Source organism: Pseudomonas sp., assembly GCF_040514055.1.
GTDB lineage: Bacteria > Pseudomonadota > Gammaproteobacteria > Pseudomonadales > Pseudomonadaceae > Aquipseudomonas.
In genome coordinates, this window is record NZ_JBEVDL010000037.1 from 1 (window position 1) to 13,156 (window position 13,156).

General features: G+C 62.0%; 8 protein-coding genes and 1 pseudogene. 4 read left to right on the forward strand and 5 right to left on the reverse strand.

Translation table 11 applies throughout. The features are described 5' to 3' along the window. Nucleotides 1–466 precede the first annotated feature (466 nt). A pseudogene (locus tag ABWY06_RS09755) lies at nucleotides 467–1,084 on the forward strand (GDP-mannose 4,6-dehydratase); the annotation flags it as partial. Between the two features lie 132 nt (nucleotides 1,085–1,216). Here the strand turns inward: ABWY06_RS09755 and ABWY06_RS09760 are convergent. Both ABWY06_RS09760 and ABWY06_RS09765 read right to left on the reverse strand, forming a co-directional pair. Next, entirely contained in the window at nucleotides 1,217–3,676 is a 2,460-nt protein-coding gene (locus ABWY06_RS09760) for a heparinase II/III domain-containing protein (protein ID WP_353925376.1), read from the reverse strand. A gap of 290 nt (nucleotides 3,677–3,966) precedes the next feature. Then, on the reverse strand, nucleotides 3,967–4,989 hold the full coding sequence (locus ABWY06_RS09765) for an AraC family transcriptional regulator (protein WP_353925377.1): 1,023 nt from the start codon (nucleotides 4,987–4,989) through the stop codon (nucleotides 3,967–3,969). 131 nt (nucleotides 4,990–5,120) lie between these two features. Between ABWY06_RS09765 and ABWY06_RS09770 the strand changes: the two genes are divergently transcribed. Then, nucleotides 5,121–5,954: a metal-dependent hydrolase gene (locus tag ABWY06_RS09770; protein ID WP_353925378.1), complete on the forward strand. Its 834-nt coding sequence runs from the start codon at nucleotides 5,121–5,123 to the stop codon at nucleotides 5,952–5,954. Nucleotides 5,955–5,997: 43 nt separating this feature from the next. Next, a complete protein-coding gene (locus tag ABWY06_RS09775; protein WP_353925379.1) occupies nucleotides 5,998–6,828 on the forward strand; it encodes a metal-dependent hydrolase in 831 nt (276 codons plus the stop codon). 48 nt (nucleotides 6,829–6,876) lie between these two features. Here ABWY06_RS09775 and ABWY06_RS09780 read toward each other — a convergent pair whose 3' ends face one another. Beyond that, a complete protein-coding gene (locus ABWY06_RS09780; RefSeq protein ID WP_353925380.1) occupies nucleotides 6,877–7,815 on the reverse strand; it encodes an alpha/beta fold hydrolase in 939 nt (312 codons plus the stop codon). A 167-nt stretch (nucleotides 7,816–7,982) separates the two neighbouring features. Here ABWY06_RS09780 and ABWY06_RS09785 point away from each other — a divergent pair, with 167 nt between their 5' ends. Beyond that, complete coding sequence (locus ABWY06_RS09785; protein WP_353925381.1) at nucleotides 7,983–8,858, forward strand: hypothetical protein; 876 nt, start codon at nucleotides 7,983–7,985, stop codon at nucleotides 8,856–8,858. Here the strand turns inward: ABWY06_RS09785 and ABWY06_RS09790 are convergent. Then, a complete protein-coding gene (locus tag ABWY06_RS09790) occupies nucleotides 8,847–11,579 on the reverse strand; it encodes a winged helix-turn-helix domain-containing protein (RefSeq protein WP_353925382.1) in 2,733 nt (910 codons plus the stop codon). The genes ABWY06_RS09785 and ABWY06_RS09790 overlap by 12 nt on opposite strands. A gap of 205 nt (nucleotides 11,580–11,784) precedes the next feature. Next, a complete protein-coding gene (locus ABWY06_RS09795; RefSeq protein WP_353925383.1) occupies nucleotides 11,785–13,152 on the reverse strand; it encodes a DUF1329 domain-containing protein in 1,368 nt (455 codons plus the stop codon). Between the last annotated feature and the right edge of the window lie 4 nt (nucleotides 13,153–13,156).

Below are 13,156 nucleotides of genomic sequence, written 5' to 3' on the forward strand. Positions count from 1 at the left end.
CCGCATTCTACGCGATCTACACCGCTTAGCAACCCCTCTTTTTAAGCTAACTGCTTGATTTACAAGCCGTTTTCCGAGAGGTTCACGCCGGAAGAGGTGCGCATTATAGGCCCGCCAGAACTGCCGTCAAGGCCTATTTTCCACAGACTGGCAAATCGCCGCTAAGCGCGCCAATCGGAAGTCAACGTAGCTCTTGACCGTCGCACCTATATAGAAGCAACCCAACCCACAGCGCACCTCAAGCTTCAATCGCGCTCAGATGGATGTCCGCGCCCACCACGCTTGCCGTTGCTCTTCTGCAAGCGCCACGAGGAATCGAAGACACCGCCCAACTGACACAGCTGCTGGGGGAGCCATCTTCCAGGATACGACCCTTGTCCAGCAAATCGCGGGCCCCCGGTCGCCCGTAGCGGATGTTGTCGCAGGGGTTGCGGTTGAACAGCGCGGTTTCCTGGGGCGCCACCGCGAATCGGCGAGCACACCTGCCCACGAAGACAGTCCTACCCGCATTCCGAGCAGCCCCTAGGGGTAATCCAAATTGACCGCGGAAAACCTCTTTCGCGACCTGGCCCGTGCCGATCCGCGCTGGTCGATCGCTTTGCTGCGTTACTTCAACCCCCTCGGTGCTCACCCCTCGGGGCAAATCGGCGAAGACCCCAATGGCACAACCTGCTGCCTTACATGTTGCAAGTCGCCGTTGGCCGTCTCCCGCAACTGAGCATCTACGGCGCGGATTATCCGACCCCGGACGGCACCGGCATTCGCGACTAGATCCACCTGGTCGATTTGGCCAAAGGGCATCTGAGCGCACCGCATCTGCTGCAGAGCCACAGCGGGGATGGGCCGTGGCTACTCGATGCTGGAAACGCTCGCGGCATTCGAGGCGGTAATCGGTCACGCCTTGCCACGCAAAGTGGTGCCACGGCGAACCGGGGACATTGCCCACTGCTGGGCAGACCCGAGCAAGACTCGGCGCGAGCTTGGCTGGCAGGCGCAATACGGCCAGCCCCGCCTGCTCGAGGACGCCTGGCGCTGGCAATGCCGGAACCCCAGTGACTACGACAAAGAGCACACCCGCCCGTAATCGACGACACCCACACCCTGGCTAGTCACCTGTGCGGAGAGCGCATCGCTTGTCGGCGCTCACTCACAAAGCAAGGCACCTTGACAGACCAGAGGGCAGATAGCCTCGACATTGCAGCCCCTAGGGCATTCATCAATAGGCGATCCGAATCGCCCCCTGGTTGGCGCTCAAAGAGCCCTTATTGATCTTCACGAGCGCCTCGGCACCATTGAAACTAATTTCGGGGGCGGCGATCAGCGGCTGACAGTTTTCTCGAATAACGGTGACCGCGGTGAACTCCTCGGTGGCGGTCCCCACGGCAAAACGAACCTGGAACTGATCCGGATAGCGAAGCAAATCCACTGGATCAGCAGCAGCGACAGGAAATCCGCTTGTTTCGGAATAAGTACCTGGCGCACTTTTCGCGGTATATACATTGATACAGGCCGTAGCGGGCCCGTTGACAATCACGAGCGTCTTGGATCCAGCCCAACTGGGTTTATTCAACACCTGAAAATTGAGCTCCCACTTCCGTTTGGTATCGCTTTTGGCATAGTCATAGACAACCACAAGACCTTCGCGGCGATTGTAAGCCACCGTCCGATAGGCCTTACTCAGCAACGGCGACCAGCTCTTTTCATTCACCTTACGCCGATACGCCAGAGCGGCATCGCCGCTGGCGACGACCCAGTTCTCGTCGTCCTGAAAATTAATCAATTTACCCCGGGCATCCATACTGTGCACCGGAGCCCCCGGGGCATTTGGATTTCTCGGGTCAACGACAGGCTCTGCCTGACCAAGGCCGCCATCGAATGTAAGTGCATTTTTAAAGCGAGTGGCCCGGGTTACATAACGCTGATGCTTCGTACCATATGCGGGATAATAACCACCACTAATCAACATGGCTCTCCCCTCTGAAACAAAAGTGAAAGCATTGTTGTCCGCATGGGAGTGATTATAGCTACCTAGACGACTTGAACGAAAAAATACACTGCTCCGGTTCGGATCGGTTGTTTTCGAATGCATGGCCACGATGCCCGCATCGTCAAAGACATAAGAATTGGGAAACGCCGGATCGACGGCTAACGCCGGGGCGGCGGCTGGCGCCAACCCGAGGAGTAAGTAGTGGTAGGGCAACATGGGTCTGGCGGAGTTTAAATTATCCTTGAATTGGCGCCAATATGTCTCATATAACGGATTGCCAGTGACACTGGCGAGCAAGCGAAATTCATCGTAAGAATACGCCCAGTAATTGGACTCGACCTCGGTGCTATCACCAAACTGACCGCGAAGGCGAGCTCCGATAGGCGTAAGCGCAATTTGAGTGAGTCCTGTCTTGCCCATGGCCGGCAAATCGGACAAGTTCACACCGGCGGTCAATTTCACCACGGCCATCAAACGACTGAGCGACAGCATCGCCATCCAGCCATAGTGATCACCGTTGCCAAATGCTCCATCACTGCTGCCCGCCCAAGTACCGGAGGTGGTGATCAAAGCCTCCCAAGCCAATGCCAACTGCGCCTTGGCTGCGGGAAAGTGCTGCCGATCGCCAATGACATACATCAGGGCTTCCGTACTGTATTTAATACCCGTGAGCAAATGCGACTCATACGGGACGGTATTGAGCCTGGGAAACCTGTTTAGCGTTTGCGTGACACGCGTATTGAATGCCAGGGCAATCCGGTTTTTTTGTTCCTCCGTCAGACTCAGTAGAAACAAATCATAGCCGCTGGCCAAACCCAGGTATATTTCTCTATTGGCCTGATCCTGGATGGCTTCACTGGTCGCGCCGTCCGACCGCCAGCCGGCCAAGGCGAGCAACCGATCAATACCCGGCCGGATATATTTTCGGTCGCCGGTGAAGTGTGCGGCGTAACCCAGGGTTTGAATGGCAAGCGTTTCCTCGGCGCTGCTCTCCTTCAATACCCGCAGCCAATTGTTGTATTCAGTATCATTAGGGAAATCGGCACGAACATGCTCCCTGGGCGCAGCGGGGATACCTTTAGTGAGGTAAGCATCCGCACGAACGATATAGGCAGCGTAGGAAACTCCCAGGTCACCAGCCGCCGCCAGCCGCGCAATTGCCTGGGCGTTTTTCTGAACCGGCACCGCCCGTGGGTGCCCCCTTACCGCGACTTTATCAGCAAACTCCACACCGCCCGGAATGATCATGGCATTGCGTTTGGTGATGGCGAAGCGTCGCGGCTGACTGCTGACGACTTCGCCGTTACGCCGGCTATAGGTGACAGTCCACGTATAAGAACCTACGGCCAGCTGCTGCGGTAGCAAGAGCCGCGGCGTCGCACTGGAATAGGTCAAGGTCGTATTGTTCGCGCCTTGCACAGTCAAGGTCATCTGACTCGAGGGCGCCAGGTCTGGGGGCATGACCCAGGAAAAAATAGGCGTAAGAATTTTAACCTTGGCGCAATCCCTGGGTTCAATCCTTCTGGCGTTCCAGCTACCCGTCTCCATGTAATCAGTTAAGATTGCGGGCTTGCATCCCGCAGCATAGCCCTGCGAGACACCAGACCCATCCAACGTAATTTCGGCCGCATTCCCCCACGCGCAGGAGAGCGCCACTACAGCGGCCAATGAACAGACCAGATAATTCAATGCAGACACCCCAAAATACTCAGCTTAATTTATACCTGAGCGCATACTATGTTTCGGTCTGGCATTTATCTTTAAGTTTTTGGTATTCGCTGCCTATTACTTAACGAAAGGAGACGCACTGGCCAAAGTCGAACGATAAGCAGCGCCCATACGTGCCTGCCAGGTCAGCCGATATGGATACTCCAGACACCCACCTGCAGCAGGTGGTTTACTCTCGCAATCGCCACTGAAACTGTATGTCTGCGTGCATGGCCACCAATACCCTGAGCTGACGGGCAGTGGCCCCTTCGTCAGCGGCGGCCTTCGCGGTATTCCCGCGGCACCTTGCCCGTCCAGAGCTTGAAAGCCCGACGAAAGTTCGACGCATCGCTGAAACCAAGCAGGGCCGCGATTTCGAACAACGGTAGGTGCGTCGTCGTCAGGTACTGCAGCGCCAGACGCTTGCGTACCTCATCGCGCACCGCCTGGTAACGGGTACCCAACTGCGCCAAGTGCCGGCGCAGGGTGCGACTGCTGGTGTGTAGCGCCTGGGCGGCACTGTCCATGTCCGGAAAATCACCGGGACGGGCCAACAGCAGCCGACGCAAGCGCGTCAATAGCCCGTCGGGCAGGTCCAGGCTGACCAGCAGTGCCTCGCATTGCTGCTCGCACATCTGCACGGTGGCCGGATTGGCCAGTGCCATTGGCCGTTCCAGATAACGCTTGGGCAGACCGAAAAAATGAAAGGGCTGCTCGAACAGCACTGGCACGGCGAAGACCTGCGCATAACGCCCCACATACTCCGGTGCGGCATGCATAAAACCCAGGCGCGCCCGCTGCAGCGGCTCACCCAACAGGAACGCCGCGATGCCGTGCAGGCTCGCCATCAGGCACTCGGCGGCAAAACGGCCGAGCGGACCCAGCGGCAGGGTCTCGATCGCGCGCACCTCCACGGCGTCACCAACCTCCACCAACTCCAGTTCGAAGGCTAGGCCCAGCACCCGGTAGTAGGTCAACGCAAAGCGCAGGGCCTCCCCCAGGTTGGCGCTGGCGAGCACCGCATAACCTAGGATGCCATGGGTCGAAACATTCAATCGCTGTCCCAGCAACAGTCCAAGCGCCGGTTCCTGGCAATGCAGCAATACAGTACTGGCTAACAGCCGGAAATCGACAAAGGACATCCGGCCGCTGGGGCTGCCGAGCAGCCGCGCATCGATTCCGGCGTCGGCCAGCAGTTGGTCACGCGACGCTCCCAGGCTCTCAGCCAGGTCCAGCAATGCGGCGGCATAGGCGAGTGGCACCCGCTCGGCCGTCAAGGTACGGGAGGATTTCATGGCAGTGCACCTTGAGCAGGCCGAAAAAATGGCCGGATATGACCGAATTATTGGCAGAAGATAACCTTGTCCTACAAAGTCCCACAAGACCATAGTGGACCATGGTTCCATTCAGTCCCACGGAGCGTCCCATGAGCAGCACCACCCCTCCCGGTTTGGAGATTCGCCCCCGTCAGCTGGACTTTGACCTGGCGCAACCGTTGCCGCGTCATTGGCACAGCGGCGATGCCTTCAAGACCCACCTGTTCAATGCCATGTCCGTGCTGTTCCCTGACGGCGAGCGCTTCTTTATCGACTCGGTGCGCCTGCACCGCGAGCGCATCGACGACCCGCTGCTCAAGGAGCAGATCCGCGGTTTTATCGGCCAGGAAGCCCATCACAGCCGTGAGCACCTGGAGTACAGCCAGCGCTTGCGCGACCTGGGGTACGACGTGGACTACCTTGAGCGGGGTCTCAAGCGTCGCCTGGCCTTTGTGCAAAAGCACCTGTCGCCCCAGCTGCAACTGGCCGCCACCTGCGCGGTGGAACACCTGACCGCGATCATGGCCCACGCCCTGCTGACAGACGCCAATTGGCTGGACGGCGCCGACCCGAGCCTGGCGCGGCTGTGGCGCTGGCATGCGCTGGAGGAAACCGAGCACAAGGCGGTGGCCTTCGACGTATTCCAGGTCATCTCCGGCAGCAAATGGCTACGCCGTCGCGCCATTATCCAGAGCACGCTGTTCTTCACCCTCGACACGCTCAAGGGCCTGACCCATATGCTCAAGCGCGATGGCCTGCTGTGGAACTGGCGGGTCTGGCGCGACGGCCTGACCTGGCTCTGGGGCAAAAACGGCATCTACCGCAAGCTGGTGGGGCAGTACCTGGATTTCTACCGGAGCGATTTCCATCCCTGGCAGCATGACAACCTGCACCTGGTCTACCAGTACCGCGCCGAGTTCGAGCCTCAACCGCGTGCCGCCTGATACGCGCCACCCTCCTCCACCGCGTGCCCCCGGGAGATTCCCCATGGCCAGTAGCACCCCCTTCGGTTTGCAGATTCGTCCACGTCACCTGGACTTCCAGCTACCCGATCCGCTGCCCCGCCACTGGCACGGCGGCGATGCCTTCAAGACCCACCTGTTCAACGCGATGTCGGTGCTGTTTCCCGACGGCGAGCGTTTTTTCATCGACTCGGTGCGCCAGTTCCGCGACCGGATCGAGGACCCCGTGCTCAAGGCCCAGATCAGCGGCTTTATCGGCCAGGAGGGGCACCACAGCCGCGAACACCTGGCCTACAGCGCGCGCCTGCGCGATCTGGGGTACGCCATCACGCCGCTGGAGCGCCGCGCCCAGGGACGGATTCGCTACACCCAGAAAAAATTCTCTGGACAACGCCAATTGGCCGCCACCGTGGCGCTGGAACATATCACCGCGATCATGGCCGACGCCCTGCTGCGCGAGCCCCGCCATCTGCAGGGCGCGCACCCGACGCTGCAACGGCTGTGGCGCTGGCACGCCCTGGAGGAAACCGAACACAAGGCGGTGGCCTTCGACGTGTTCAATCAGGTCTGCGGCGATCGGCGCATGCTGCACCGTGCCATGCGCCTGGGCACCTGGTTCTTTCTGCTGGACACCAGCCGCGGCCTGATCCTGATGCTCAAGGAAGACGGCTTGTTGTGGAACTGGCAGGTCTGGCGCGACGGCCTGCGCTGGCTGTGGGGCAAGCAGGGCTTTTTCCGTGGCCTGGTCGGCCCCTACCGGGATTTTTTCCAGGAGGGTTTCCACCCCTGGCAACACGACAACCTGGCACTGCTGCAGAGCACCCGCGAGGAGTTCGACCCGGTCGCTGCTGGCTGACCGACCCACGCGACGGCCCTGTAGCCGTCGCGGCAACGGGCGCGTGGATCAGCTGCGCAGAAAGCGCAAGGTATCTTCCGCGCTGCGCTGAGGGATCTCTTCCATCGGGACATGGCCGACACCCGGGTAGACCCGGACCTGGATACCCGGCAGGTCGCGTTGCCACAACGGCACGTGCTGGGGCGATATCCAGCGGTCGCATTCGCCCCACAACAACAGGGTCGGGCTGCGCAACGCCGCCACCCGGGCCGGCGTTTCGTGCAGGTGCCCGGCATTGACCCGCAGCAATTCGCGAAAGATCGCCATCATTGCCCCGCGATTGCCGGGTCGGCGGCTCAGGTCGTAATAACGGTCGACGACGCCGGCCTTGATCCGCCCCGGCTGGCCGTAGACTTCACGAATGCCCTGGGCGATCAGCGCACGCGGCATCCACAGGGGCGTGGCCCACACCGCCCCCGGCAAACGCGCTGCGGCGATCATCCACGGCACCTTCTGCATGGGGTAACCCGCCGGGTCGATCAGAACCAGCCTGCGCACCCGCTGCGGTTGCAGCAGGGCAAAATTCCAGGCGATGTAGCCGCCCAGTGAGTTGCCGACCAGGTCGGCCTGCTCGACGCCCAGGTAGTCGAGCAACTGGACCAGTACCGCGAGCATGCGCTCGGCCGTGTAACGGCCGTCCCGCGCCGGGCCGGTCAGGCCGAACCCAGGAACATCGAAGCGGATGATGCGGTACTGTCCCCCCAGAATCGTCACCCAGTCGTCCCAGGTGTGCAGCGACGACACCACACCATGGATCAGCACCAGCACCGGCAGGTCGCGCGCGCCCTCGTCCCGGTAATGCAGGGAAAAGCCGTCCAGTTCGACGAACCGCGAGCCGCTCTCGACCCCGGCATAACGCGCTTTCAGACGCTGCAGCGGCAAGGCGCCAAACCCCCAACGGGCAACGCCGGCGGCCAGGGGGAGCGGTGACAAGGGGATGGCGGGCATGGCGGGCTCCTCGGGACTCGTGTCGAAACGCACGGGATTATCAGAGCACGCCCTCCCCTGGGTGGCGCCCCAACCTAGGAAGGGTGCACCGACCCAACCAAGGCGCAGGTGACGCCCGCCCGCCGGCTGGCTACCCTGGGTAACGTTCCTGGCTTTCGGAGCCCATTGTGCCCAGCCCGTCCCACCGCCCATGGTTGTCCCTGGTGTTTTTGCTGCTGATCACGCGGGCGTCGCCGCTGGTGGCCGCCGAGCTGTTTTACCTCGGCCAACCGATACCGGATATCCAGCGCCCCTGGACCAGCGCCGATTACCAGGACCTGATCAGCGCCCTGGCGAAAATCGACAGCGACCAGGCTGATGCGTTGCCGCGGCGCAGCGGCGAATTCACCGGGCCGATCTACCAACGCCTGGTCAGCGAAGAGAACTTTCGCGGTCAGCTGAATATCTATGCCCCCCTTGAAGAGCGCCAGAACGAGGCCCGCGAGGTGCTGTTCCGGCTCAAGGATTTGATGCGTCTGTATTTTAATTTCCGCGCCGCCGTGCAGCCCTATGGCGCCGAGGCGCTGGGATTGATGACCCATTCGTTGCGCCAGCAGGCGGTGCTGTTCACCCTGACCACGGAATTCTGGACCACCCTGTCGGCCAAGGAACAACGCAATCCGGTGCGCCTGCAGGGGCTGCAGGACACCAAGGCCGCCGCCGCGATGCTGACCGCCAGCGCCCTCGACTACCTGATGTTGACGGCCCAGTTCAATCGGGAAGACCTGGTACGGTATGGCGCCGAACTGAGTCAGCAGCTGCCGGCGCTGTTCGTCCATCTGCGCGCCGAGGTACGCGGCGAGTTGCTCGCGCGCATTGCCCGGATGGCCAACGAGCACCCCTACGCCGAGGTGCGGGCCAGCCTGAGCCAGTCGCTGCCGGTGCTGCAGGTCCTGCAGGCGGACATCCAGGCCCAGCTCGGCCAATCGGCTCAAGCGACCCAACCCGCCCGCACAGGCTCGGCCAGCGGCGCACTTGACCTGTCACTGCCCTCAGTGCAATAACCCCAGGGCCTTGGCCCGTGCCACCGCCTGGGTACGCCGCTCGACACCCAGCTTGCTGTTGATATGCCGGGCGTGGGTCTTGACGGTATGCAGGGAGATAAACAGGCGCTCGCTGATCTCTTGGTTGGAACAGCCCTGGGCGATCTGTTCGAGCACCGCCAGTTCACGCACGCTGAGGGTCTCGGCAGGCGCAATGGCCAGCGTGTCCTGCGCACCGGGCTCCGGCAACAGTGTCAGTAACGCATCGCGCAGGGGACAGGCGCGGATCGCCTGCAACTGCTCGCGCAACCAGGCCGGCTGCAGCACCAGCAGCTCATTAAATGCCAGTAAGGCCCCGCCACAGGAGGCCTCCAGGCAACTGTGCAATTGCTGTTGGGCTTCGCGCTCGCGGCCACTGTCACGCAACAGCAGGGTCAACTGCACCCGGGCGATCACGCCCAATAGCTGACCGCCAGCCGCCTGGGCCCGCTGGCTCAGCGCCCGCAGCCGCCGCTCGGCCTCGACCAGTCGGCCTTGCCGGCGCTCCAACGCGGCCTGTTTGAGTTCGATATGCAGCGGCAGTTGCGGATGGAACTCCGGCGCGGTGGCGGCCTCCTCTCCGCTGTAGGCCTCGGCCAGTCGCGCCAGCCAGGCAGCCGACAGTTCAAGTTGCCCCTGGGCCAGCCAGAGTTCGCATTTGACCAGGGTAATCATGGCCAGGTAATAGATCGGTGGCACATCCCAGATATGCATCAATCGTTCGGCCTCGGCGAGCAAGGCAAAGGCCTCCGACACCCGTCCCTCACGCCCGTCCAGGCTGGCCAGCACGCAATAGCCGATCAACAGACTGATGTCCCGGCAGGCACGCGCCTCGGTGATGCCCGCGCTCAGCAGCACCCGCGCGTCCTCGGACTGCAGACGCTGGGTCAGCAGGTAACCTTGGTACAGGGTCAGGCGCGCACGCACCGCATAGGAGCGTTGTGGCGCCAGGCCACGCAAGCGCTCGAGGCCCTGGCGCACTTCATCCAGGGCGCGCAGCACCTCGCCACGAGCCTGCAGCACACGCGCCCGATCATAATGGGTCAGCGCCTCGAATAATGGATTGCCGACCCGCTGCGCCAACTCGAGGGCCTCGCGGTTCAGCCCGCGGGCGCGCCACAGGTCACCGCGCACGATCGCCAAGTTGGCCAGGGTCGACAGGCACATCAGGCGCTGGCCGTAACGCTCCAGCGGCAATACCGCCAAGGCTTCGACGCAAAATGCTTCGGCTCGTACACGCTGGCCGCGCCCGCGGGCGATCACGCCACTCAGGGCCAACCATTGCGCCAACAGCGCCTGCTGTTCGGGGGCGCTGGGCGCCGGCAAAAAGCGGCTGAGCTGAGCCGCCAACTCTTCGGCCGCGTCCAGCTGGCAGGCCAGCGTCAACGCCCAGCCATACAGCAGAATCAGCCGCGGCGTACTGGCCAGCAGACTGTCGGGCAGGTCCATCTTCCAGCGCAGCAGCATGGCGACGTTCTGCTCCGCCAGCAGCTGCTCCTCGGACAGGTTCTGCACCAGGCTCGCCGCCACGTCCGGTTGGCCGGCCCGCAAGGCTTGATCCACCGCTTCGTCCAGCAACCCCTGGGCGCTGAACCAGCGGCAGGCGCGCAGGTGCAGGCTGGACTGGGGCAGCGACAGTAGCGGCGGACGCGCACGCAGCAGGTCGGAAAACAGGTGATGGTAACGGAACCACAGGCCCTGTTCATCCAGGGGCACCAGGAACACTTGGTGAGCCTGCAAATGCTGCAGGATCGCAGCGCTGTCGTGGGCCTCGCGCACGGCATCGCACAAGGCGGGTGAAAAGCGCTCCAGGCAAGCCGTTTCGTAGAGAAACGCCTGTACCGCCGCCGGCTGTCGCTCGATCACCTCTTCCAACAGGTAGTCGCGGATCAACCCCTCGGCCCCGTGTAAATGATGCCCCAGGGGATCGAGGCTGCCGCTTTGCGCTGCCGTCAGCAGCCACAGGCGCAACCCGGCAACCCAGCCCTCGCTGCGCTGTACCAGGCAATCCAGCGCTTCGCCTTGCAACCCTGCACCCTGGCTGGCGAGCAATTCGCGAATCTCGGACACCGTCAGGCGCAGGTCCTGTTCGTGCAGTTCCAGCAATTGGCGTGACAAGCGCAGCCGCGCCAGGTGCCAGTCAGGCCGGTGCCGGCTGGTCACCAGCAGTACCAGACCGCTTGGCAGGTGGTTGAGGAAAAACTGCAGGCAACGGTCCAACACCGCGCCCTGGGCCAAGTGGTAGTCGTCCACCACCAGCAGCAGCGGCCTCAAGGGATCCAGGCGAACCGCCAACTCATCGAGCAAACCGTCAAGCCACTCCTCGAAGGCAAAGGGCTGGTGGCGCTGGCGCATTTTCAGCAAACCCAAGGCGTCTTCGCCCACCCCAGGAAAGTACGGTTGCAAGCCGCCGAGCAGCCGCTCGAGGAAACGTCCCGGGTCACTGTCGCGAGCGCTCAATCCCAGCCATAGGCTACGCCACTGACTGGGCAGGCGTTCGCAGAACTCGATGGCCAGTGAGCTTTTGCCGAACCCGGCGGGTGCGCTGACCAGCAGCAAGCGCCCGTCCAAACCCGCTTCCAGCCGCACGCACAGCCGAGGGCGCGGCACATAACCAGCAGGCAAGGGAGGACGAAAGAAGCGACCCTCGGCGTCTAGGCCAGGGGCATTACTCAAGCGGTGCATACTGGATAGGTCAGTCATTACCCGGTTCTTGCAAGAATGAGCGGCAGTCGAAGTCCAGCAGACTAGGGCGTGTGCTAGCCGATGTCCACGCCTGCCTGCCCATCGGCCCCTGCGCATCCAATTAGCCTATCCGCCGCGTGCGCGCAAGCGCAGCGAATGGAGCAACCACGGAGCAAAAAAAACCGGCCTTTCGGCCGGTTCCTTTCAGACCAGGTTCACGCGTTTAGCGCACACCTGCCTGGCGCAGTGCAGCGGGGGTGAAATCGCTTTCCGAAGCGCTGTAGTTGAAGTCGTAGGATTGTTTCTCCTCGTTCTTCATCCCCAGCGCCAGGTAACGGCCCGACTGCAGGTCATACAGGGTTTCCACGGTATACCAGGGTACTTGCTTGTCGTAGTAGTACTGAGCATGGGCTTCGGCCACACGCCACAACGAACCACGGCCGTCGTAGTGGTCGATTTGCGCCGCTTGCCAGGTATCTTCGTCGATGAAGAAATCACGCTTGGCGTATATGTGGCGCTCACCGGACTTCAGGGTCGCGGTCACATGCCAGACACGGTGCAGCTCGTAGCGGGTCAGGTCCTGGTTGATGTGACCGGCCTTGACGATCTGCTCGTACTTCAGGCTTGGCGAATCCAGCTTGTAGCTGTTGTACGGGATATAGATCTCTTTCTTGCCGTTGAGCTTCCACTCGTAGCGATCTGGAGAACCGTTGTACAGGTCGAAGTTGTCGGAGGTGCGCAGGCCGTCCGCGGCGGTGCCTGGACCGTCGTAGGACACCTGCGGGGCGCGACGCACACGGCGCTGACCGGCGTTGTAGAGCCAGGCCAGACGAGGTTCCTTCACCTGGTTGAGGGTTTCGTGGACCAGCAGTACGTTACCGGCCAGACGCGAGGGCGCGGTGACACGCTGCTTGAAGTAGAACAACACGTTGCTCTGCTTGGTCGAATCGAAATCCTTCAGCTTGTCACGGAAGGTGAACTCATCCTGGAAGTACACCAGGCTGTAGGAGCCGTTGGCCTGCGGCGTGGCCTGGGTCACCAGGCGCTTCACGCTGCCACCGCGGTAGCGGGTGATGTGGTTCCAGATCACCTCCATGCCGTCCTTGGGGATCGGGAAGGGGTTGGCGCTCTGGAAATTCTCCAGACCGTTGCCGCCTTCGACCAGCTTGGTGGTGGTGGCATTGGCCTTGGCCGCGGCCAGGACGTCATCGGGCAAGGTCACTGACCGGTGGGTCGGATACACCGGCATCCGATAGGTTTCCGGATAGCGCTTGAACAGGGCCAGTTGCCCAGGGGTCAGCTTGGCCTTGTACTGCTCGACGTTCTGCGCGGTGATGGTGAACAGCGGTTTTTCGCTGGCGAACGGATCCGCCAGGAAACCCTTGCTGTCCACGGCACCGGCATTCTTCGGCAAGCCGCCGGTCCAGGCCGGAATGCTGCCATCGGCATTGGCCGCCATCTCGGCGCCCACGGGCGTCAGGCTGGTGCCCAGTTTGGCCGCTTCATCGGCCGATACCGCGGCCATCACCCCAGTCGCGACCATGGAAAGTGTCAGAGCACCGGTTTGCAACAAGCTTTTTGTTATTTTCATTTGC

Bases quoted from the DNA above. Each gene is read 5' to 3' on its own strand.
- ABWY06_RS09790 (WP_353925382.1), bottom strand. From the start codon at position 11,579: ATGACTGACCTATCCAGTATGCACCGCTTGAGTAATGCCCCTGGCCTA.
- ABWY06_RS09770 (WP_353925378.1), top strand. From the start codon at position 5,121: ATGAGCAGCACCACCCCTCCCGGTTTGGAGATTCGCCCCCGTCAGCTG.
- ABWY06_RS09775 (WP_353925379.1), top strand. From the start codon at position 5,998: ATGGCCAGTAGCACCCCCTTCGGTTTGCAGATTCGTCCACGTCACCTG.
- ABWY06_RS09780 (WP_353925380.1), bottom strand. From the start codon at position 7,815: ATGCCCGCCATCCCCTTGTCACCGCTCCCCCTGGCCGCCGGCGTTGCC.
- ABWY06_RS09795 (WP_353925383.1), bottom strand. From the start codon at position 13,152: ATGAAAATAACAAAAAGCTTGTTGCAAACCGGTGCTCTGACACTTTCC.
- ABWY06_RS09765 (WP_353925377.1), bottom strand. From the start codon at position 4,989: ATGAAATCCTCCCGTACCTTGACGGCCGAGCGGGTGCCACTCGCCTAT.